A 22,768-nucleotide genomic window follows, 5' to 3' on the forward strand; every position below is an offset into this window, starting at 1 on the left:
CAGCAGCCCGTACATACATTTGGGCCGCCCGTAAAGACAACCTTGGGAAATCAGGCTAAGCACTTCAATACGATTAAGCTCGCGTTCGCTCATGACAACCAATCCCACCGTCACATTCCAATCCTGCCTACTCGAAAGGGAAGTGTGACACTTCTGCTTGCCAATGTGGGACATTTTAACTTTGCGGCTTCAGTTCAATAGCTTGTAAGGGAAGCTATGTTAAGTCACGTCCCGGTTTGACATCTGGCTTCTTCGCAAATCTGGTAGCGATAAACTGAACGCTAACCATCTAACTTAATTTGTGCGCTCAATGTTTGCTTTCACTGTCGGAAGAAGCAGAACCACTGAGCAGAGGGAAAATTTCGAACAACTTGTTTCCTGATTTGCACGAACCATGTCGGTGATTGACGATATGTATGTTTCTACCAAGTGCAGAGTAAGGAACACTCATGAAAAGCCTAGGCAACCTTATCTTGTTCGTAACGGACAATCATGCGCGAAACTTTTTGGGTGTGGCAGGCCATTCTCACGTGCGGACCCCGAACCTCGATGGACTGGCAAAACGCGGCGTCCATTTCAAAAACGCTTACGCTGCCACGACATTATGTTGTCCGGCGCGGGCTGCTATTGCGACCGGTCGCTATCCGCATCAAACTGGTTTTTGGGACAATGCAACGATGTACGACGGCTCGGTCGATACGTGGCACCATCATCTGCGCGATGCTCAGGTCTCGGTCACGGCGATTGGAAAGCTACATTACCGGACAGCAGAAGATGACAATGGATTTACCGAGGAAATCCACACAATGCATGTCGTCGGAGGCGTTGGTTCTCCGCTGACGCTGTTGCGGGCAACTGAAGACGGTGTTCCAAATCGCTCCGGTCACAAGGCAATCTACGGAAACTCGGGACCGGGCCAGACCGACTATCAGGTTTATGACCGCCAAATCACCGAAAGAGCGATTGATTGGCTACGCATCAATGCGGATAACCCCGAACCCTGGGCTTTGATTGTCTCATATCCCAGCCCGCACCCGCCGTTCCGGGCTGATCCGGAATTCTGGGACCTGTACCCGCCCGAAGACATGCCTTTGCCATCCACATGGGATGCGCCAAACCGCTACGACCACCCCGCGATGGCCTATCTGGCATGGATGAACCAGTTGCCTGACGATATGGATGAAACCTTTATGCGAAATGCCTACGCGGGCTATTGCGCCCTGATTACCCAGACCGACGCTGAAATCGGCAAGGTCATCTACATGGCGGACGAACTTGGCCTGACTGACACGACGCGGATGGCATATACCTCGGATCACGGTGAGGCGATTGGCGCCCACGGCATTCTGGGCAAGGCCAATCTGTATGAGCATTCCGCGGGTGTTCCCCTGATTCTGGCAGGCCCCGACCTGCCCAGAGGCAAGACCGTGTCCGATTGTGTCAACCATGTGGACTTGTTCCCGACCATTCTGGATCTGTTCGGCGTTCCTAACAAAAGTGGCGGAAACCTCCCGGGCTGTTCCCTGTTGAAAGTGATCGGGGGTCAGCAGGACTCGCGGCCGGGTTTTGCCGAATATCATGCGATGGGCAGTGTGAATTCCAGCTTCCTGATCCGTCAGGACAATTGGAAGCTGATCTATCACGTCGATATGCCTAATCAGCTGTTTGATCTGGCCTCGGATCCCGACGAGGCAAATGATTTGCTGGCGGGCGAAGGAACACACCCGAAAGAGGCAGAGTTGACCGCATTGCTACGCAAGCAGGTCAACCCCGAGGAACTGAACACGCGCAGTAAAGCAGATCAGCTAGCCCGGATCGAAGAACTAGGCGGTTACGATGCGGTAAGAAACGCTGGATCTATCGCGGCCTCGCCCATTCCTGGCAAAGAAGTCCGTCTGGAAAAGATCTGAGCAGCCGGGGTCAATCGGCGTCCAGCACTTTGTCCAGATCGTTCCGATAGGCCAAAACCTCTTGCCGGATTGCATCTTTGATGAATGCTGCGGCGCCTTCGACCTCGCTGTCGCGGGGGACAACAAAACCGACGGGAACGGATTGCTGCGTCTTTAGACGGCGCAGCACATACTTCTGACCCAGCAAAGCCTTAGGAAATATCCCATCGTTGATCGACAGACTGCCCGCCGCCAATCCAACACGGATCGAGACATCGACCTTGCCGCTTTCCTGCCGCACATCCGGGGTCAGACCGGCGCTGTCGAATACCCGGGCGATGCGCTGGCGTAAGATCGCCCCGCTTTCAATCAGCGACAGCGGTTCGCGGGCCAGCGACTGAACCGGTACTTCACGTTCGCCGGACAAGGCATGATCCCGGGGCAGGATCACACATAAGGGGAAGTCGATGATTGGCTCTCCACGAACGCCCGGATGGAAAACGGGAACGGTTGTCAGAGCAATGTCGAAGAGGCGCGATGCTGCCCACCGCTTTATGTTATGACGCGCCTCGACGCTGATGTTGATACGGGTTTCCGACCGGGTTTCGCGATAATAGTGCTGAATGGCTGTGGGCAGGATTTGTTCTGCCAGCCGTGGAAAACTTAAAATCCGGACCAATTGTTCTTTGGTCGCACCGTCGCGGATCGCGTCAGAGATGCGGGGTAGCTCGTCCAACACGCTCAGTGCGCGCATTGCCTCGGGCAAAAGGGTTTCCGCGGCTTCGGTCGGAACCAGGCGTTGCCGTTCGCGGCGAAAAAGCTTCAATTCCAGATCGCGTTCCAGTGCTGACAGCTTCCGGCTGGCGGCGGACGGCGTCAGGTGCATCTGTTCAGCTACCTTTGCGATGGTACCCGCCTGCATGACCTCAGCAAACAGCTTGAGCGAAGCAATTTTGGGCATTCTCGCGGACATCTCTGGTCTCCGGGTGAGGTGTCAGTTTTGGTGCGCTTTGAGAAGCATCTGATCGGCATCATCTACTTTCCGCACGAAATAGGCCAGCTAGATTTCGCACAATTTCGGAACCAAGTGACGCGGCATCGCACCTAAGAAATCAGAATCTCAACTTCATGGAATAGCGAAACGTTACTTCCAACTAGGTTCCGGATATGTGGCTATGCGCGATATTCTGGCCATAATCTTTGCCTTTCGGCGTGCTATCCGAATTTCGTCTGACGATCATATCGAAAAGATATTTTTGGAGCCGAACCTGTGCGGATATCGTTCAATCATAGCGAATGCCGAAGACAGATGCTGCGGATACGGAAGTGAGGCAATAATGGACGATAACGCTATCGCGGCCGCCAAAGAGGTGATGCATCGCCATGTGCAGGCGCTGAATGCACGTGATGCCGCAGCCATATCAAAGACGCTGCATTTTCCGCATTTTCGCCTGGCCGGTGAAACCGTGAAGATCTGGGAAACGCCTGACAGCTATCTGAAAGATTTCCATGCCCGCGCAGGCGACACTTGGGGGCACACGGAATGGGGGCATCTCAGGCCGCTGCAATCCGAGGCCAGAAAGGTGCATCTGGATGTGATGGTGAACCGGTTCGACAAATCCGGGCAACCGCTGGTTTCTTTTCAGTCTCTCTGGGTGGTCACACGAATTGACGGGGTTTGGGCGGCACAGATGCGGTCATCCTTCGCGCAGGAGGCGCGACAGTAAGCGATCACATTTTCTTCTGCCGCGCGCCGGGATATAGTGATCTCGACTGCAATTTGTATTCAGGTGCGCGATGAACATCCGCCAACTCCGGTATTTTATTTCAATTGTCGATCAGGGCAGCGTATCTAGCGCCGCGCGGGTCCTTCATATCGCGCAACCTGCGCTTAGCCAGCATATTGCCAATCTCGAAGAGGAACTGACCACCGAACTGCTGGTGCGATCCTCTCGTGGGGTCAAGCCGACAAAGGCAGGCGAAGTTCTGTATCATCACGCCCGCAAGATCGTTGCACAGATCAAAGAGGCAACCGACGACGTTCGCAAAGAAGCCGATACCCCACGCGGTGAGGTTTCGATTGTTGTGCCGCCGATGCTGGGTGTTCACGTGGCACCATTGTTGCTGGAACGGGTTGCCGAAAAGTACCCTGAGGTCGAGCTTCGGATTATGGAAGAACTGGCCCTCAACGTAAAAGAGATGATCGAAAATAGCCGCGTGGATCTGGGTGTTCTGGCTACCGGCGACAAGACCCCCAAGGCCGAATATTTGCACCTCTATACAGAACCTTTGTATCTTGTGACCCGCCGCAGATCGGATGAAAAGCCATGCTCCGGAGAGGAGACTGTGGACGTCGAGGCGCTGTTTTCCACACCTCTGGTCCTGAGCCAACAGTCGCATGCTGTGCGTGAGATTGTCGAAGATGTCGCGGAAAAGATGGGGCGCACGCTGAACCTGCGCGTGACAACAGAATCGGCGCGGCTGCGGCTCAGCTATATTCGCAGTGGTGTGACATCCGGTATTCTTCCATGGCCATCACTGGATGCGATCTGGCGCCGAGGAGAAGTAACCGCAAAGCGCCTGGTCAACCCTGATCTGATCCGCGAGGTATTTCTGACCTGGCCGCGCAATCAGCCGCTGAATGCGGCATCGCGCGCGGTGCGTCAGGAATTGCTGGACATCTGCTATGAACTGTTTGACAGCGGTGTGATCCGAGGCACGTTTCGGCATGTACAGCCCGAGGATCAGAAACCGTAAAGGCGCGCGGGATTGTCCGTCAGGATTGCATTTCGGGTTGCCGCCGCTGGCGCCCAAATGGCCAGCTCATCCAGTAAATCCCCGTCATTCGGCATTACCCCCGGAATATGTGGATGTGGCCAGTCAGTTCCATAAACCACTTGATCCGGACTCGCCGCAATCAATGCCTGCGCGATAGAGATGACATCGTCATAAGGTGGCGCAGCCTGACTGGTTGTCCGGTACGCGCCTGACAATTTGGCCCAGGCCTTGCCTTCGCTCATCAGGTTCAGCAAATCCTGAAAACCCTTGATCCCGATCCCTTTGGTCACTGGAAAGTGCCCCATGTGGTCAAAGACGGTCTGCACCGGCAGAGTCGAGAAAAAGGTGTAGGGGTCGGGGAAGGTGCTGATGTCCAGCAGCACCTGAAGGTGCCAGCCCAATGGCGCGATCCTGTCGGCAATGGTGCGCACCTCAGTCATCGCCTTGTCGCCGCTGAACAACAGGTTGGCACGGACGCCGCGCGCGCCCTGATCGTGCATCTTCTGCAGTTGTTCCTCGGTGACTGCAGCATCGACGACCACGATTGCGCGGTATCGTTCGGGGTCGGTTTCGGCCGCTTCCAACGTCGCGCGATTATCGGTTCCATAAATGCTGGGCTGGACGATCACAGCGCGTTCGAAACCAAGAGTGGACAGCAGATGTTCGTAGGAAGCCAAGGATGCCTCGGGCGGTGTATACAGTCTGTCCGGCACCATCGGATATTGGTCCTGCGGGCCAAACACGTGGGAATGGCAATCGCAGGCCAGCGGTGGCATTACAACTCGCGGCGCGCGCGGGGCCGGGTCAGGCGCTTCGCAATTCGGGATTTGAGCATCGGTCCCAGTCACGCCGAGTTCTCGTTCGATGCGACGAAGTCTGCGTTGATACCCGGCGCTGGTGTGGCGCCGAATCCACCGCGTTCCAGCACTGCCTCGACGCCACCGTGTTTTTCGATGATTGCCGCCTGATCGGCCTTGGCCTGACGGTCGACCGCATCCGGGTCGCAAACCTTGAGCAATTCGGTATGAAGTTCGGCGCGGATCGCTTGGTGTTCGGGCGCGGTGCCCAGATCGTTGACCTCGCCCGGGTCGGTGTCGAGGTTGAAGAGCTGCGGCACCAACCCGGTGTAGTAGATGTATTTCCACGGCCCTTTGCGGATCATGAAGGCCCCCGACATTGCCCCGGCAGCGTGATATTCTGAAAATACGGCGCGGTTTGGGCAATCTTCCTCGGCAGCAATCTGAAACAGCGACCGGCCCGGCAGGTCGGGGTCATCGGCGCTGAAACCCGCGCAATCCAGTACCGTTGGGAACACATCAGCCAGTGACACCGGCGTTTTGCTGACCTTACCGCACGGCACGTCCGGCCCGGCCATGATCATCGGAATACCGGCAGCCTCTTCATACATGTTGGATTTGCCCCACATACCGCGCTCGCCCATGTTGTCGCCATGGTCGCTGACATAGATGACGTTGGTGCTGTCGTTCAGTCCGGCAGCTTCGGCTGCGTCCAGAATGCGGCCCACATTGTAGTCCATGAAGCTGACCAGCCCGAAATATCCGGCCAGCGCGGCCTGCGTGCGTTCTTCGTTGAAATTGTCATAGACAAAGCAATGGCGCAGCGCCTTGAGCCACGGGTGGTCATCCTCGCGCGCGGGCTTCGTAGGCTTGAGGTCCATGTCCTTGTAGAGGTCATAGAATTCCTGCGGCGCGGTCAGCGGGAAGTGCGGCGCGACCATCGAGATGAATACCGTCCATGGTTTCTCGCCCGCCGGTTCGTTCCCGCGCTCGGCAATCCACACGCAGGCCGCATCGGTGATGTTGCGGTCATAGGTGGTGTACGAGGTTTCACCCGCACCGGCACTGTCGGCCAGATCGCGCGCCTTCCAGCGGCGCGGCATCGGTTCGCGGACGCAGCCCAGCACGTCGCCGACACCATTGACCAGATGCATCGGGATCTGCTGGAAATCCAGCCCCACAGGATCGGATGCGTCGCGGTAATGCAGTTTGCCGATCGATCCCACCGGGTTGCCGTTCTGCTGCAAATAATGACCCCAGGATTTCGGCTCACCCGTATAGGGGGTGGCATTGTCCCAATGGCCGGTCTGATGGCCGTATTTCCCTGTAGCGAAACTGGCACGCGCAGGCACACAGATCGGCGCATTGGTATAGGCGCTTTCAAACAGGGTGCCCCGTGCGGCCAGTCGGTCCAGATTGGGCGTCTTGATGAACGGATGCCCCGCGCATCCCATGATGTTGGACGCGTGTTCATCGGACATCAGAACGATCATGTTATGGGCGGTCATGAGGGCCTCGTTTCTTCGTTGCAGTTACGGTTCAAGTCGTGCCAGAAGCGCAGAGCAGGGATGTGCAGGCTTGGCATTGCCAAACCGTCCGGCCTGTGATCGGCAGGAAAACCCGGTGACCAGCGCGCCCGATCCGGCAGTTTCCAGAGATTCGCGCCAGGATAGGTCGAAAAGTTGGCTGGACATGGCGCGGTGTTCGGCTTCGTGGCCAAACAACCCGGCCATGCCGCAGCACCCGGTGCTGGCGATGTCGAGCGTCAGCCCGAAATGCCGGAACACCGTTTGCCAACGCCGGGCGGCGGCGGGGTCAGCGGTTTTTTCGGTGCAATGGGTGAACAGGGTAAAACGCGCGGCCTCGTCGGCGGGAAGATGGGGCAGTGCGTGCAAATTGTCGGACAGGAAGCGGTCCAGCGACAGGACTGTACGCAGGCCCAGATCGTAATCCTTGTTCAACAGGTCGGTCACGGCAGGTTCAAGGCTGATCATCGGAATGTCATCCGCCCCAAACTGCGACAGCAGTGCGGCGGTGTGATCGCGTTGCGCTTCGAAAGCGCCCATCATGCCGCGTACCTGCCGGGCCTTGCCGTTGGCGACCGGTGGAATGGCCCAGACGGTGAACCCCAGCCGACCCAGCAGAGCCGCCGATTGCGCGATCACTTTGGTATCGAACGCGCCGGTGAAACTGTCCAGCACCAGCAGAACGGGGCGTTCCCCCCAGTTCGATGGAGGTGCGTGGGGATAGACCACGCGACCTCCGGCGTCCTGCACGGCCTGTTCGGCGGACAAAGCGGAATAGCGCGGGATATCAGCCAGGCCGAACCCCCGGTTCAGCACAGCGCGGCTCAGAGGGTTGCCCAGCACCAGATTGGCAAGTCGCGGTAGCTTGCGCAGGGCAAGCGAAAGCCCCTCCATATAGCGCAGCACATGGTCGCGTGAAGGGCGTGTGCGGGTCTTGAAGTATTCGTGCAGGAAGGCGGATTTCATCGCCGGAATATCTACCCGGACCGGACATTGGCCAGTGCAGGATTTGCATGACAGGCACGTGTCCAGGCTTTCCTTCAGCGCCTCTTCCACCGGGGCGACATCTTCGCCGGTCGAGCGCAGCCGTGCCCATTCGCGAAACAGGCTGGCGCGGCCCTTAGGGGCCTGAACCTTGTCGCGCGTGGCTTTGTAGGATGGGCACATCGGATCATCGGGTGCCCAGTTGTGGCAGGCCCCATTGCCGTTGCAGGCGATGGCACGGTCGAAATCGGCATGGGCCGTTTCGTCGATTTGCGCATCGCGCGCGCCGCGCATCGGTACGGCGTCCAGTTTCATCACCGTCAGATCACTGTCGGCCGCTGTCACCAGCTTGCCCGGGTTCAACCGGTTGTCGGGATCGAAGGCCGCTTTGATCCGGCGCATCACCGCATAGAGGTCAGGGCCCACATAGGTTTCGACATATTCGCCCCGCATCCCCTTTCCATGCTCACCCCAGATCAGGCCGCCATGCTTTTGGCACAGCGCCGACACCGCGTCCGAAATTGGGCGGATCTGGTCCCGGTCCGCCGGGTCGCGCATGTTCAGCATTGGGCGCACATGAACGCAGCCCACATCGGCATGGCCGAACATGCCGTAGGTCAGACCGCGTGTATCCAGCAACCGGCCGAACTCGGCCACGAATGCCGACAGGTTTTCCGGCGGCACCGCGGCGTCCTCGACAAAGGGCAGGCCGATGCGGCTGGTTTCCACCGCCGCCAGCAATCCGACCGAGCGTTTGCGCATCTCCCACAGCGCCGACATCTCGGTGGGCGCAGCGGTGGTGACCTGCGCGGTCAGGGGGATGTGGTTCTGATCCAGAACGCGCGCCAGACGGTCCTGACCGGCCCGCACCTCATCCTCGGTGTCGCCGGTGAATTCGACGAACAGGAACCCGCCTGCCTCACCGACCTGACCCAGCACGCTTTCCACCTCGCTCCACATCGAAGAGGCTGCGGCCAGCGCCAGAATTTTGTCGTCCAGAAACTCGATGGCCGCAGGCTCGGCGTTGGCCAGATAGGGGACGTGATCCAGCGCCGCCACGCAATTTTCATAGGCCAGAACCGTAAGCGCCCGGGCCTTGGGGATCGGTGTGATGCGCAGCGTCAGACGGGTAGTCAGGGCCAGCGTACCTTCGGACCCGGCCAGCAGTTTGATGTAATTGAGATCGCCCGCATCTGCGCGCGCGTCGTCCAGGTTATAGCCGGTCAGACCCCTGTTCATGACGGGAAACCTGCGGGCGATCTCTTGGGCGTGGGTGTTCAGATCGCTTCGGATGGTGCGGCCGACACGCTCTAATTCCTTATCCGAAGCTTCGTGAGTGGTGACTGAAGCACCCCGCCCATTGGCCAGAATGATGTCGGCACTCAGAACATGGTCCGACATGCGGCCATATATCCGACTACCCTTGCCGCTGGCATCGGTGGCGAACATGCCACCCACGGTCGCCCGCGACGATGTGGAAACCGTCGGGGCAAAGAAATAGCCCTGCGGTTTGAGATATGCGTTGAGTTGGTCCAGCACCACGCCGGGTTCAACCGTGACGGTGCCTGCATCCGTATCCAGTGACAGAATGCCGGTCATGTGCCGTGACATGTCGATCACCACGCCGTCGTTCAGCGACTGGCCGTTTGTACCGGTCCCGCCACCGCGCGCGGTCAGCGCGATGCCAAACCGGTTCGCAAGTGCTGCGGCCTTTGCCATGTCGGCGGCATTCCGGGGGAACAGGATCGCCTGAGGTGCGATGTGATAGATGCTGTTGTCGGTCGCCCCAACCAACCGCGCTGCTTCGTCCTCGACAATGTCACCGCCAAAGCCATCGGCGCGCAGGGCGTTCAGATACTGCCGCAGATTGGGTGCGGTGTCGTCCAACATATCTTCAGAGTCCCTGTTGGTATGCCCGAGCGCCGGTCAGGACGCTCGGGCGGGGTTTGTCAGGTCTGCAATTCGGCGGTTGCTGCCTTGCGCGCGCGCATCCGTCCGATGATGCGGATACCGATGGCGATCACGGGGATGGCAAAGAAGATCAGCGCGACCGGGCGGTGCAGGAAGATGCCGAACCCGTCATCGGTCAGCAGGACCGACTGGCGCAGCGCCTGTTCGGCACCCGGTGCCAGCACAAAAGCGATGATCGCCGCAGCGGGGCTGAAATTCAGCGTTCGCATGAAGTACCCGATCAAGCCAAAGATGCAGGCCACCAGCACGTCAAACATCGACGACCGCGCAGTATAGGCCGAGATCAGGGCCACCGCCAGAATTGTCGGATAGATCAGCCGCTGCGGCACCTTGTCGATAACCCGGCCAATGACCGGACCCAGGAACCAGCCGATCAGACCATAAAGCGCGATACCGATCAGACCGGCAGCAAACAGGCCATAGACGATGTCGCCCGAGGTCTCGAAGATTTTAGGACCGACCTGAATGCCGTGGATCAGGAACACGCCCATCAGCATCGCCGCAATAGTTGAACCCGGAACGCCAAGCGCCAGCAGCGGGATCATGGACGGGCCGGACACGGCGTTGTTGGCAGCCTCAGGCGCAGCCACGCCTTCGATGGCGCCTTTGCCCCATTCTTCCTTGTTCTTGGCTTTGGCCTTGGACGAGCCATAGGCCACGAAACAGGCCACGGCCGAGCCGACGCCGGGGATCAAGCCTACGAGCGCGCCAATGACAGACCCGCGTCCGATAAAGGGCAGGCAGCGCTTGATTTCAGCCCAGCTGAGCTCGTCATCCTCAGGCTTGCGCGCCGCGATTTCGTCATGATGTGTTTGACCGGACCGCGCGGCCTGAACCTGCGCGAACACTTCGGAAATCACGAACATCCCGATCAGCAAAGGTACCAGCGAGAATCCGTTATACAGCTCGACCATGCCAAAACTGTAACGCGGTTCAGAGGTAATTGGATCCAGCCCGATCATCGCCAGCGACGCGCCAAACAAGGTCGAGGCAATGCCCTTGAGGACCGAATCCGAGATCACAGAACCGATGATCAGGAAGGCGCAGACATAGATCGCAAAATAGTCCGGCGGCCCCAGTTCGCGGGTCAGTTGCGCGATGGTCAGCGCGCCGAAGATTAGCATGAACTCGCCGACATAGTCGCCGATGACCGACGCGGTTGTCGCGGTCTTGAGCGCTTTGCCCGCCTGCCCCTTTTTGGTCAGTGCGTGCCCGTCGATGACCGTTGCAGCAGCAGCGGTTGTTCCCGGCGTGTTGAACAGGATAGCAGAAATGGACCCGCCGAACCGCCCTGCCTTGCCGATGACATAGAGGAAGGCCAGCGCCGACAAAGGGTCGATGTAATAAGTGATCGGAACCAGCATCGCAATCGCGGCCGAGGCCGTCAGACCGGGCACCGCGCCAACGATAACGCCGAGGATCGACCCCAGCACCACGAACATCAATGTCTCGGGTGTGGTGAAAATGGTGTAGAAACCGTTCAGAAGCTCCATGTCATTTTCCTCACTGAAGCCCGATAAGAGATAGGGGGTTAAAGATGGTTGCGGCTGGTTCGAACACGGTCATCAGCTTGAAGAAAAGCAGATACAAAACGATTGTTCCGATCACCGGCAGCAGGATCAATGCCGGTAGACGCACAGCAAACAACAACCCGGCGCAGAACAGCGTAACAAAGCAGGCGGTGACGTACCCAAACGCACCGAACATCCAGACAAAGGCCAGACCCATAAGGAACAGAGGTACGGCGTCCGAAAAGAACCGCTTTGCCTCAAAGCTGCTTTTGTCCGCCGGTGCGGTTTGATTGCGAATACCAAACACAATCAGGATTAAGCCGATCAGCCCAAGCGCCACACAAATTGCCTGAGGAAAAAATCGCGGCCCCACACCTTCTTCGTCAACAAAATCCAGTGAGATATTGAAGGATTTCCAGAAAAAGAAGGCGGCCAGAGCAACCAGCGCGGCCCCTGCCACAATATTGTGGCGCGCAGTTTTGCGCGCCACATCCATTTGAACGTTCTCGGTCATTCCATAGTTTCCAGCAATTTACCCCATGCCTCCTTGGAGGATTCCAAAGCTGCAGCGGTGTCAGGACCGCTGACGCTGGATGTAGGCAGACCCGCCTTGGACAGGGTGTCCACATAGGATTCTTCCTGGGTGATCGCGACCACTGCGTCAGACAGTTTGGCGACAATCTCGTCCGAGGTTCGCGCAGGGGCCATAACGATCATCGGGGTCGAAACCGGGATGAACTCAACGCCCAGTTCCTTGGCCGACGGTGCGTCCGGTGCAGCCGGGTGGCGGTCATTCGACAGAACCGCCAGCAGGCGCACATCGCCCTCAAAGCCGCGACCCAAATGGGCACCCATGATGCCAAAATCAACATCCGCGCTGGTCAGCGCTGCCCGTACACCCGAGCCGCCTTTGAACGGAACATCCTTGGCTTCGACCCCGTTCGGATTCAGAACGCCCAAACCCGCCATATGCCATACGTTGCCGCGACCGGTATGGCCCCAGCGCAGTTTCGAATCCGAGGATTTAGCCACTTCGATCAGTTCGTCCAGTGACTGAATGGACGATCCCGCAGGGACGAAGATACCAGCGGTCAATTCGCCAATCGTGCCGACCATTTTGAAGTCATCTGTTGATACAACCTGCGGTTTGATCAGATTTTTCAAAACCATCGAGCCCGCCGAGGCCAGATATAGCGTGTAGCCGGTCGGGGGTTGATCCGCCACGAAACGTCCACCAACCAGACCGCCTCCACCAGGCTTGTTGACAATGACAACGGGCTGGCCGCCGGTATGGGCTTCAGCCGCGCTGGCCAGCGCCCGGGCATAAGTGTCGGTGCCACCGCCGGCTTTGAAGCCTACGATCATATCGATCGGGCGTTCTGGGAACTCGGCGGCCTGGGCCAGCGTTCCCGTCACAGCCAATGCCGCACCGGCGGCCAGACTCTTCATCCATCCAAGTTTTGTCATGGTTCTCCTCCCATTGAGCTCGCGGCAATACGCCATTGCCTGATATTTCATTTTCAAAGGCTACCGCTGGGTTGGGCCATTAGGACAATATTATCTTATGATTTTCTCTATAGGAAAGTCATATGGCGCGACCCTACGGCTTACGCTACGGATGCCTGGCCATCGCGATTTCCCTTAAACCCGCTCCAGCAGAAGCGAAATTCCCTGCCCAACACCGATACACATGGTGCAGACCGCGTAGGTCTGACTTGTTCGCGCAAGGTGCTGCGTTGCGGTCAGGGCCAGTCGCGCGCCCGACATGCCCAAAGGATGTCCCAGCGCGATCGCGCCGCCATTGGGATTCACCTTCGGAGAATCATCCGGCAGACCCAGTTCACGAGTCACGGCCAGCGCCTGCGCCGCGAAAGCCTCGTTCAGCTCGATCAGATCGATCTGACCTATCTCCATCCCGGTGCGGGCCAGCAATTTCTGTGTTGCAGGTGCGGGGCCAAAACCCATGATCCGGGGCGCAACCCCCGCGGTCGCCGCGCTGACGACGCGCGCACGTGGGGTCAGCCCATGACGCTTGGCGGCCTCTTCACTGGCGATGATCAACGCCGCAGCGCCGTCATTCACACCCGAAGCATTGCCCGCTGTCACTGACCCACCCTGCCGGAACGGCGCGCGTAGTTTGGCCAGCCCCTCTAGCGTGGTTTCTGCCCGGGGATGTTCGTCGGTGTCCACGACGAGCGGGTCACCCTTGCGCTGCGGAATGGTCACCGGCGTAATTTCTTCGGCGAAAACACCCGCTGCCTGCGCCGCTGCCGCGCGTTGTTGCGAGCGCAGGGCAAAGGCGTCCTGATCTTCGCGGCTGATCTGAAAGGCCTCCGCCACGTTCTCGGCTGTTTCGGGCATCGAATCGACCCCGTGTTGTGCTTTCATCTGCGCGTTCACGAAGCGCCAGCCAATGGTCGTGTCGTGAATTTCGGTCGTGCGGGAAAAGGCGGATGTCGATTTGGGCATCACAAAAGGCGCGCGGCTCATGCTTTCGACACCGCCGGCAATGATCAGATCGGCATCCCCGGCCCGGATCGCACGGGCGCCGTAGCTGACCGCGTCCAGACCTGATCCGCACAACCGATTCAGCGTGGTTCCCGATACCGAATCCGGCAGCCCTGCCAGCAGCGACGACATGCGTGCCACGTTGCGGTTGTCCTCGCCCGCCTGATTGGCGCAGCCGAACAGGACGTCGTCGACCGCCGCCCAATCGACCTGAGCGTTGCGCGCCATCAATGCCCGCAGCGGCACAGCGCCCAGATCGTCGGCCCTGACCGAGGACAGCCCACCGCCATAGCGCCCGATGGGCGTGCGGATCGCATCACAGATAAAGGCATCAGACATCAGATCACTCCGGCCTCGCGCATCGCTTGGATGGCGGCATCGTCATGGCCCAACCCGCGCAGGATCTCGTCGGTATCCTGACCTTTGCCGGGCGGGGGGCGGTTAAACTCATTCAAACCGGCGGAAAACTTGGTGGGGTACCCGGCCTGAAAGCTCTTGTTCTCGCCTTCGCCCAGCTCTCCGAACATGCCGCGTTCTTGCAAATGCGGGTCGTCGAACAAGCGCAGGTCTTGATATACCACCGCCCAGGGCAGGTCGGTTGGACCAAAAAGCGCCTCCCACTCGGCCAGCGTTTTTGAGGCGAACATCTCGGACATCAAAGCGTGCACTTCGGATTTGCGCTGGTTGCGCAATTTGTTGGTGGCATATTCCTCGCGGCCCAGCTGCGGGAAATCAGACGCCATCAGAGCGGCTAGCTGCACCCAGAACTTGTTTTCGAACAGCCCGATAGCGATATGGCCGCCATCGCTGGCTTCAAAGATATCGTTGTCTGGCATGACAAAGGACATCTTGTCGGGATCGCCCTCGCACAGCTCATGCGCGATGCGCACCAATGGTGCAGACCAGTTTACCATCGCGTCGGTGATGGCGACATCCAGATATTGACCCTGACCGCTGATCTTGGCCGAGCCCATGGCCACTGCCAGCGACAGAGCACCATACATTGCGCCTGCGTAGTCCGACAGACGTACTTTCGGACGGGCAAGCTTGTCATTGACCTGGCTGGGCACAGCAAAATAGCCCGAGAGCGCCAGAAAGTCGATGTCATGCCCAGCGCGATGGCTGTAAGGGCCAGTTTGGCCAAACCCGGACAACGAGCAATAGACGATTGCGGGGTTCAGGGCCCGGACGGCCTCGTACCCGAAGCCTAGCCGGTCCATTACCCCGGGGCGAAAGCTCTCGATCACGGCATCAGTGCTTCTTAGCAGATCGGTGAGCACCCCCTTGCCCTCTTCGGATTTCAGATCCAGCGTCAGCGACTTTTTATTTCGGTTCAGTCGCGCAAACATGTCTTTCCCCAATCGGCGACCCGGATCGCCATGCTTGGGCTCTTCGATCTTGATGACCTCGGCCCCCAGATCGGCCAGAGACTGAGTGGCAAAGGGACCCGGCAGCAGGCGCGACAGGTCGACAATTCGCATCCCATTCAGGAAAGACCAGTCATTCGTCATTGCGCCGCCTCCGGATGAGCCTGTTTCCATTCTTTTTGGATACCCTTGCCGATGGTGTTGCGCTGAATTTCAGAACTGCCGGTCAATACGCGGAACATGCGCAGGCGACGGAACACCCACTCGACGGGATGGTTCTTGGTCATTCCGGTCGCACCGTGGATCTGGATAGCCTTGTCTGCCACCTGAAAGGCGTTTTCAGCGACGAAGACCTTGCACATGGCCGCCTCGGTCCGGATGTTTTCGCCGCGGTCAGCCTTGGCAGCAGCGGCATGGATCATGGAATGAGCCGCGAAATTGGCGGTTTTCATATCGGCCAGCATGTGCTGGATCGCCTGGAAATTGGCGATTGGCTGCTTAAACTGGACCCGCCGGTTGGCATAATCCACCGTCTGCTCCAGTGCGAACTGCGCATGGCCCAGCATGGTGGGGCATTGCAGAAGACGGTTGATGTTGATCCGCTCCATCCCCAGCTTGAACCCGTTGCCCAACCCCCCAAGGATATTGCGGGCAGGCACCCGGACATTTTCCAAAATAATGTCGTTGTCGATATGCTGGCCGGACATGGGCAGATAATGCCCTTCGACCCGATACCCGGGCGAGGCCGCATCAATCAGAAACGCAGTCACGCCGCCCGCCCCCGCATCCGGGTCGGTCACACACATGACGATGGCAAAATCCGCCGTGCGCGACGCGGTGATATAGCGTTTGTGCCCGTTAATGATGTAGTCGTCGCCATCCTTGACGGCAGTGGTTTCGATCCGCATCGCATCCGATCCCGCGTTGGGCTCGCTCAGCGCAAAACACCCGGCGCGTTCACCGCGCGCGGCAGGGTAGAAGAACTCGTCGTTCTGCTCATCCGTTGCGCGGGTAATGATGTATCCGATCCGCATTGGCCCGCCGTTTTCGCCCAGTACGCAACCATACAGTGCCGCGTTTGATCGGGTGCAATCGGCCTTGAGCGTGCATAGCTGGTCGATCGACAGGCCCAGCCCCCCGTACTCTTCCGGCAGGTTGCAGCCATAGATGCCCAACTCGCGAGAGCGTTTCCACCATTCTTCAAGTTGCGCCCGTTCGAACCGAGTTTCGTGGGTTAGACCGTGCTCCTGCTCAAACGGGATCATTTCATCATAGAGCAGGTTGTTCACCTTCGACCGCAGGTCGGCGAAGGCTTGAGCTTCAAGACCGGACGTCGCGCGATTTAACCCCTGGTTCATAGTCACACCTTCCGATCCGAGTTGGCCCAATATCCATCTCTCACCTGTCGACGCAGTATCTTTCCAGCGTCGTTCTTAGGCAGTTCACTCACGATATCGATCGAATGAGGCTTCTTGAATTTCCCTAGTTTTTCAACGCAATGTGCGATCAGAGCATCAGCATCTATCTTGATCTCATCGCGCGGAACGATCACCGCCTTCACAGCCTCGCCCAGATCGGAATCTGGAACACCAACGACACACACCTCATAGACTTCGGGATGTTCGAACAGCGCATTCTCGACCTCGTTTGGATAGACATTGAAGCCACCAGTGACGATCATGTCCTTCTTGCGGTCGACGATGAAGATATAGCCGGTATCATCCATGTAAGCGATGTCACCGGTGTGGTAGTACCCGTTCTTCAACACCGGCTCAGTCAGTTCTGGGGCGTTATGGTAGCCCTGCATCACGTCTTCACCGCGTATCACCAGTTCTCCGGCCTCACCGATTGGCAATTCATTACCCGCGTCATCAACCACCTTCACCTCGGTCTCAAACAGCGGACGACCGCAGGACTGAAACAACTCGGGTCGGGATTCTATAGCAAGTTTGTGATCCGCTTCCGTCAGGATGGTGACGGATGAACAAACCTCGCCCGCGCCATAACCCTGATTGAGGATCGGACCAAAGAATTCAACAGCCTCGCGCAAGCGAGTGGGCGAAATGGGGGCCGCACCGTACCGCAACAACTTAAGTGTGGAGAGGTCGTAGTCGCCCCGGTTCGGTGCGGCGAGGATGCGGTTGATCATGGTCGGGACCAGATAGGTCTGGGTCACCTTCTCACGCTCAAGCGTCGAAAGGTAAGTGTCCACATCAAACCGCGACAGGATGATATTGGTATGTCCCTGCGCAAGCATGGGCAGCAATGCCATCCCGGACACGTGGGTTATGGGTCCTACATGCAGAAAGGTCTCGGGCTGGTCAGGATAAAGGCGCGATCGGAACGTGATCTTGCGCAGAATGGCGCGCCGGTTGCGCACTGAATGCATCGCGGCCTTGAGCACGCCAGATGATCCAGAAGTATAATGATGCACAGCGATATCATTGGGGTCAGCCTCGACACTGACGGGGGCGTTGTCGGCCTGTGTCAGCGCGTCTTCGTAGCTTCCGCCCTCTCCCATGACCAGAAGGGTTTGCAGGCCGGGGGTTTCGGTCAGGGCCTGTTGTGCGGCGATCAGATGCGCCTCATCCGTGATCAGAACCCGAACCTGACTGTCGGCGCAGACATGCACCACTTCTTCCGCTGACAGCCGTGCGTTAATCGGAACACGGACAAAGCCGCCTTTCAACAGCGCCACCTCGGCTTCGGCGATTTCAACCCGGTTCCACGCCAATACTGCAACCCGCTCGCCTCTGGCGACGCCCAATCCGGTCAGAGCCGTCGCCAAGCGATTTGTCCGGTCGTCCAGTTCCACATAGCTGAGCGCAACACGTTCATCCTTGAGTGCAATCCGGTCGGCCCAGAAGCGGGCGGCGCGGGTTACAAGATATCCCAGATTCGTCATGATAACCTCTCAGTTCGTGTTCGGGCCCAACCTGAAGCGGGGCATCGCTGATTGTCAGGAAAGGTAGAGAGTGGCATTCAATAAGGAAAATATCATTTTTGACTGCTGGATATAGCAAAACGATATGGGCGTGTATTGTGGTCCCATAGGGTTTGCATCTGGGGGGGATCGGAACTCTCTATACCCTCCTTCGGTGAGATCTTCGGTAGAGATACCGGCAGAGGATCATACAAGCCGGAGGGCATAGCATGAGCGCGGTGACGGTGACGCGGGTTGGGCAAGTTGGGGTGATCCGGGTGGATGCCCCTCCGGTCAATGCGATTTCACAAACGGTACGACAGGGTTTATGGGATGCGGTCGATGCTATCAGCGCCGATCCGCAGGTCGCGGTTGGCGTGCTGATCTGTGCGGGCCGGACCTTCATGGCGGGCGCAGATGCGTCTGAACTGGGAAAGCCACCGGTGCCGCCCCACCTGAACGATTTGGTGTTGTTCATTGAATCCTGTCCTAAGCCGGTCGTCGCAGCGATCCATGGTCAAGCGCTTGGCGGTGGGCTGGAAATCGCGCTGGCGTGCTCGCATCGGATTGCAGTCCCGAATGCCCGTCTCGGCCTGCCCGAGGTTAATCTGGGCTTTGTCCCCGGTGCGGGCGGGACGCAGCGTCTGCCCCGGCTGATCGGCGTGGAACCCGCGCTTGAGATGGCGGTCGAGGGCAAGCCGGTTGTGGCGAAAAAAGCGCTGGAAACCGGGTTGATCAATGCGATCGCCGAGGATCTGGAACCCAATGCGCTGGCCTTTGCGGCCACGTTGATCGGGGTCGATCCGGCCCCGATCAAGCTGAACCGCCCGATTGCCGCCGACAGCATTGACGCGGACGTGTTCGATCGGTGGCGGGCCATGTGCGGCAGGCGCAAACGCGGGTTGGATGCGCCGCTGGCGGTGATCGACGCGGTTCAAGCAGCGACTGGCCCCGATTTTCAGGCCGCTCTGGACACCGAACGCGCGCTATCGCTGGAGTTGCGCAAAAGCCCTCAGTCCACGGCCCTGCGGCATATCTTCTTTGCCGAGCGGGCGACATACAAGGTCGATGGACTCGACCTGTCGCAGGCCGGGGATGTCAACAGCGTCGCGGTCATCGGCGCTGGTGCAATGGGCGCAGGCATCGCGCAGGTATTTGCCACGCAGGACATTCCGGTCACCCTGGTTGAAATCTCAGACGAGGCCGCGCAGGCCGGGCTCGACCGAATCCGGGGCAATCTGGAACAGGCCGTCAAACGCGGCAAGCTGGATGGCGCACGGGCCAGGTCCAGTTTGGAGAAGGTGACGCCAACCACTGACTACAATGCGCTGGCGCATACGGACCTGGTGATCGAAGCGGCGGTCGAGGGTATGACGATCAAGAAGAAGATTTTTGAACGGCTGGATCAGGTCTGCCATCCAGGTGCGATCCTGGCAACCAACACCTCCTATCTGGACATTAACGAGATCGCCACCACCACGTCCCGGCCGGACCGCGTGGCGGGGCTGCATTTCTTCAGCCCTGCGCAGATCATGAAACTGGTCGAGATCATTCGCACCGACAGCACTGATCCGGCGGTCACAGCGACACTGGCGGCGGTGATGAAAAAGCTGGGCAAAGTCGGCGTGATCGCCGGGGTTTGTCATGGCTTCATCGGCAACCGCATGTATCAGGCCTATCAGCGCGAGGCCGGTCTGCTGATGCTGGAATGCGGCTCACCCGAGCCGGTCGACGCGGCGTTGCGGCAGTTCGGCATGGCGATGGGTCCGTTTCAAGTGCTTGATTTGTCGGGCATCGATATCGGCTATCTGATGCGCAAGGCGCTGCCAGACGGGGCGGTTCACCCTTTGGCATTTCAGGTCCATGATCGCCTTGTTGAAATGGGCCGCAAGGGGCGCAAGACGCAGGCTGGATTCTATAGTTACAGCCAGGAAAGCATGAACTTGGACGACACCGTTCTTATCCTGATACGAGACATAGCAAAGAAGGCGAGAATTGCGCATCGTGATTTGTCGGTTCAAGAAATAACGGACCGATGTATCCGAGCACTGCATGACGAGGGACAAGCCATCTTGGCCGAAGGCATCGCCGCCAAACCGGGCGATATCGATGTGGTCTTTGTCAATGGCTATGGCTTTCCGCGTCACAAAGGCGGGCCGATGTACCATGGAAACTAGTAATCAGATTGTCGATGAAGCAGTAACCGACTGACAGCCCGAACAATCCCAGGTTTGCGACGAGTTAACATCCGCCCGACGCGTATCGGATGGATGCGTCGCCGCGTTGACCGTCGACGTCTACGTCTACGTCGTGAAATTTCTTAGCCCGTTAAGGTGGGTAACAAGCCACCCCATATGTAGTAAAAAGGCTTCTACAATATTGGTGCGGTTCTCAACCGGATAAGAACGGGGTTTGAAAAACAAATATAGTTTTGCCGGTTCCACAAAAGCCCTTCAAAATAAAACTGGCTGGTCAGATCTGCAGAATCAGATCGGACCTATCGCTTTGGAGGAGATCAGTCGCCGAATGCCCTCGGGGCCAAGCGTTGCATCTTGGAGGATAGCAGTTGTGTTCTCGCCCAGCATCGGGCGTTGTAAGCAAATACCAGCGCGCGGCGATTTGAGGCATGCCGAGGCATTCCGGCAGAGTCCGAAGCCTTGCCGCGGGAACCTGATTGTCAAGCAACAAGGCCTCCCATTCCTGCGCGGTTCTGCGGGAATATAGTTTTCTATGATGTACTCGTTTCTTCGCCAGATACTGTGCGCTATACTTCTTCGGCTTTGGTTGAAAGATGCCGGAAGATGTTTCCACCGATGTCCGCTTTGGGTTGGACTGTTATTAGGTGTCGAAGGATGAATGGCAGCTTTGTCCGGTCACAAGACACTGTCTTTTGCACCGAATATATGACGTTTACACCGGTGGGCAGTAACCAAACAATTCTGAGCGTCATCTTGAGCATCGCATCGTGCAAGGGTGGATTTAGTTTGGAACGTGATGCACTCTGGAAACCCACGCCCGGGTAGGAGTAACCAGAATGCCCCAATATAACGATTTGTTCGAACTCTCTGTCGAGGACATCGATCTGATTGAAGTATCCTTGCGGCGGGCACTAACTTCATTATCGGTTGGAGCCCCTGGTGAAGGCGAAGACGAAAAGAAAGAACGAAATGACAGCTTGCACCGAATTCAGGATCTGCTTGGGCGGCTGCACGATCAGAAGATATTCTATCGACCTAGGTCGGGTGTGTATGTCGGTGGTTGAATAGTGGTCCAAACAGATCTGACGAGCTAACGCGAGCTGGGCAACCCAAAGGGTACGGAACACGCCCGCACAGGCGGGCGTCGATCTGACAACGTCCGCTGTGAGCCCATAGCTGACCTCCAGCAACCGATCGCGATGCTGCGTCACGGCCTGTCGAAGCGGACCTTTCTTGGGCCGCATGGTACTGCAATGGATCGGTCGTCTGGGTCACCGGAAATCGCCCTAGTTCAAACGCTACAACTCACGGATATTGTTGGCGACCCATCCCGATGCATCCTCGCTCACGACGTATTCCTTATCCCAAGGCCCCCAACCTTGCTCAATCGGAACCTCAGCATATGGGTTGTGCACTATAGTCAGCGGGCGGGCTTGTCTCGACATATTCCCCAAACCAGTTCGCGACCACAGGACGCCAGAAACGTGCGAAAACTCCGGGCCAGAAAAGGCGGCGCGAGGAATCTCGCCCCCTAGTCGCTCAATGGTTGGCGCGTGGTTATAGCCTTCTTCGATCACCTCGCCGGAGTTTCTATCTACTCGAACAAATGCTGCCCCAATTGGGAATAATGAGCTCATGATCAATGGTGGGTCTTCTGTGGCAACAGTGGCAAAGCGGCTCGCCGATATAGCAATAACCCTCTTATCCGATGGATCGATGACTCCTTCTTCCAAATAGGCTTGGATCCTCCGGGACTTTGTCCAGAAAGCGCTTGTCGCCCTCAACTGAGTTTGGCGGAGCGGTACAGGTACTACCCAACCTCCTTCATTGATTGGAAGAATGTCGGGCACTTGATCGCTGCCCGCCGCTCCCTTTGTCGGAGCGATTGCCTCGATCCAAGTGCGACTACCGTCTTCGAGGACGCATATGTCTGGTTGTCCACCGTCTGCGTTTCGTTCCGATCTGGGAAGAAGTTGGTGTCCCGAGCGCAGGAGCGTAGTAGCCAGGAGTAACTCCCAAAAACGACCATCGACATCTTGCGCGAAGCCTTCCCGGAAATCACCATCCGCGTACGGCTCATATTCCGCCCAAAGGCCTTCGATGAGATCACGCATTTTCCTTTCAGGGGCAGCGAGTCCGGCTTTAATGTTGACATATGCGACATCGAGATCATCGCCGTCCACGTCAAAAATTCCGCACATAGAAATCCTGCCTTTCCTTTGGCTACGTTTCGCTCTGGTTCTTCCTTGCTTGGTCACAAGAGTTAGAAAGCTAAAAGCTCAATAAAGCGAATACAGCCTCCAAAAAACTGCTTTT

General features: G+C 58.0%; 17 protein-coding genes. 5 read left to right on the top strand and 12 right to left on the bottom strand.

The features are described 5' to 3' along the window. The first annotated feature begins 449 nt into the window (after window positions 1–449). Window positions 450–1,910, top strand: coding sequence for a sulfatase-like hydrolase/transferase (locus GOW16_RS14505; RefSeq protein ID WP_170416228.1), 1,461 nt, complete (start codon window positions 450–452; stop codon window positions 1,908–1,910). A gap of 10 nt (window positions 1,911–1,920) precedes the next feature. Here GOW16_RS14505 and GOW16_RS14510 read toward each other — a convergent pair whose 3' ends face one another. Further along, window positions 1,921–2,850, bottom strand: coding sequence for a LysR family transcriptional regulator (locus GOW16_RS14510; protein ID WP_170416230.1), 930 nt, complete (start codon window positions 2,848–2,850; stop codon window positions 1,921–1,923). 214 nt (window positions 2,851–3,064) lie between these two features. Between GOW16_RS14510 and GOW16_RS14515 the strand changes: the two genes are divergently transcribed. Together GOW16_RS14515 and GOW16_RS14520 are read left to right on the top strand one after the other, a co-directional pair. Next, entirely contained in the window at window positions 3,065–3,616 is a 552-nt protein-coding gene (locus GOW16_RS14515) for a hypothetical protein (protein ID WP_170416232.1), read from the top strand. A gap of 70 nt (window positions 3,617–3,686) precedes the next feature. After that, window positions 3,687–4,646, top strand: coding sequence for a LysR family transcriptional regulator (locus GOW16_RS14520; RefSeq protein ID WP_170416234.1), 960 nt, complete (start codon window positions 3,687–3,689; stop codon window positions 4,644–4,646). Here GOW16_RS14520 and GOW16_RS14525 read toward each other — a convergent pair. From GOW16_RS14525 to GOW16_RS14570, 10 genes are all read right to left on the bottom strand, one after another. Continuing rightward, a complete protein-coding gene (locus GOW16_RS14525) occupies window positions 4,634–5,515 on the bottom strand; it encodes an amidohydrolase family protein (protein WP_217354630.1) in 882 nt (293 codons plus the stop codon). The two genes, GOW16_RS14520 and GOW16_RS14525, sit on opposite strands and share 13 nt — an antisense overlap. Continuing rightward, window positions 5,512–6,972: a sulfatase-like hydrolase/transferase gene (locus GOW16_RS14530; RefSeq protein WP_170416237.1), complete on the bottom strand. Its 1,461-nt coding sequence runs from the start codon at window positions 6,970–6,972 to the stop codon at window positions 5,512–5,514. The genes GOW16_RS14525 and GOW16_RS14530 overlap by 4 nt, the downstream gene beginning before the upstream one ends. Window positions 6,973–6,996: 24 nt before the next feature. After that, window positions 6,997–9,864: an FAD-binding and (Fe-S)-binding domain-containing protein gene (locus tag GOW16_RS14535; protein WP_170416239.1), complete on the bottom strand. Its 2,868-nt coding sequence runs from the start codon at window positions 9,862–9,864 to the stop codon at window positions 6,997–6,999. 59 nt (window positions 9,865–9,923) lie between these two features. After that, on the bottom strand, window positions 9,924–11,438 hold the full coding sequence (locus GOW16_RS14540) for a tripartite tricarboxylate transporter permease (RefSeq protein ID WP_170416241.1): 1,515 nt from the start codon (window positions 11,436–11,438) through the stop codon (window positions 9,924–9,926). Between the two features lie 10 nt (window positions 11,439–11,448). Then, window positions 11,449–11,970, bottom strand: coding sequence for a tripartite tricarboxylate transporter TctB family protein (locus GOW16_RS14545; RefSeq protein WP_170416243.1), 522 nt, complete (start codon window positions 11,968–11,970; stop codon window positions 11,449–11,451). Next, window positions 11,967–12,923, bottom strand: coding sequence for a Bug family tripartite tricarboxylate transporter substrate binding protein (locus GOW16_RS14550; protein ID WP_170416245.1), 957 nt, complete (start codon window positions 12,921–12,923; stop codon window positions 11,967–11,969). Before GOW16_RS14550 ends, GOW16_RS14545 begins: the two co-directional genes overlap by 4 nt. A 174-nt stretch (window positions 12,924–13,097) precedes the next feature. After that, window positions 13,098–14,303: a 3-oxoadipyl-CoA thiolase gene (gene pcaF / locus GOW16_RS14555; RefSeq protein ID WP_170416247.1), complete on the bottom strand. Its 1,206-nt coding sequence runs from the start codon at window positions 14,301–14,303 to the stop codon at window positions 13,098–13,100. Continuing rightward, entirely contained in the window at window positions 14,303–15,475 is a 1,173-nt protein-coding gene (locus tag GOW16_RS14560) for a CaiB/BaiF CoA transferase family protein (protein WP_217354631.1), read from the bottom strand. Before GOW16_RS14560 ends, pcaF begins: the two co-directional genes overlap by 1 nt. Then, on the bottom strand, window positions 15,472–16,689 hold the full coding sequence (locus GOW16_RS14565) for an acyl-CoA dehydrogenase family protein (protein ID WP_170416249.1): 1,218 nt from the start codon (window positions 16,687–16,689) through the stop codon (window positions 15,472–15,474). The genes GOW16_RS14560 and GOW16_RS14565 overlap by 4 nt, the downstream gene beginning before the upstream one ends. Before the next feature lie 2 nt (window positions 16,690–16,691). After that, on the bottom strand, window positions 16,692–18,236 hold the full coding sequence (locus tag GOW16_RS14570; protein WP_170416251.1) for a class I adenylate-forming enzyme family protein: 1,545 nt from the start codon (window positions 18,234–18,236) through the stop codon (window positions 16,692–16,694). Between the two features lie 248 nt (window positions 18,237–18,484). Between GOW16_RS14570 and GOW16_RS14575 the strand changes: the two genes are divergently transcribed. After that, window positions 18,485–20,431 carry a 3-hydroxyacyl-CoA dehydrogenase NAD-binding domain-containing protein gene (locus GOW16_RS14575; protein ID WP_170416253.1) on the top strand — a complete coding sequence of 649 codons (1,947 nt, stop codon included), beginning with the start codon at window positions 18,485–18,487 and terminating at the stop codon, window positions 20,429–20,431. A gap of 857 nt (window positions 20,432–21,288) precedes the next feature. Beyond that, the gene (locus tag GOW16_RS14580; protein WP_170416255.1) at window positions 21,289–21,516 is read left to right on the top strand and encodes a hypothetical protein; all 228 of its coding nucleotides are present in this window, start codon (window positions 21,289–21,291) and stop codon (window positions 21,514–21,516) included. A gap of 234 nt (window positions 21,517–21,750) precedes the next feature. Here the strand turns inward: GOW16_RS14580 and GOW16_RS14585 are convergent, their stop codons facing one another. Next, window positions 21,751–22,635, bottom strand: a complete 885-nt coding sequence (locus GOW16_RS14585) for a hypothetical protein (protein WP_170416257.1) — start codon at window positions 22,633–22,635, stop codon at window positions 21,751–21,753. Between the last annotated feature and the right edge of the window lie 133 nt (window positions 22,636–22,768).

The sequence above is a fragment of the Ruegeria atlantica genome (assembly GCF_013033965.1).
GTDB lineage: Bacteria > Pseudomonadota > Alphaproteobacteria > Rhodobacterales > Rhodobacteraceae > Ruegeria > Ruegeria atlantica_D.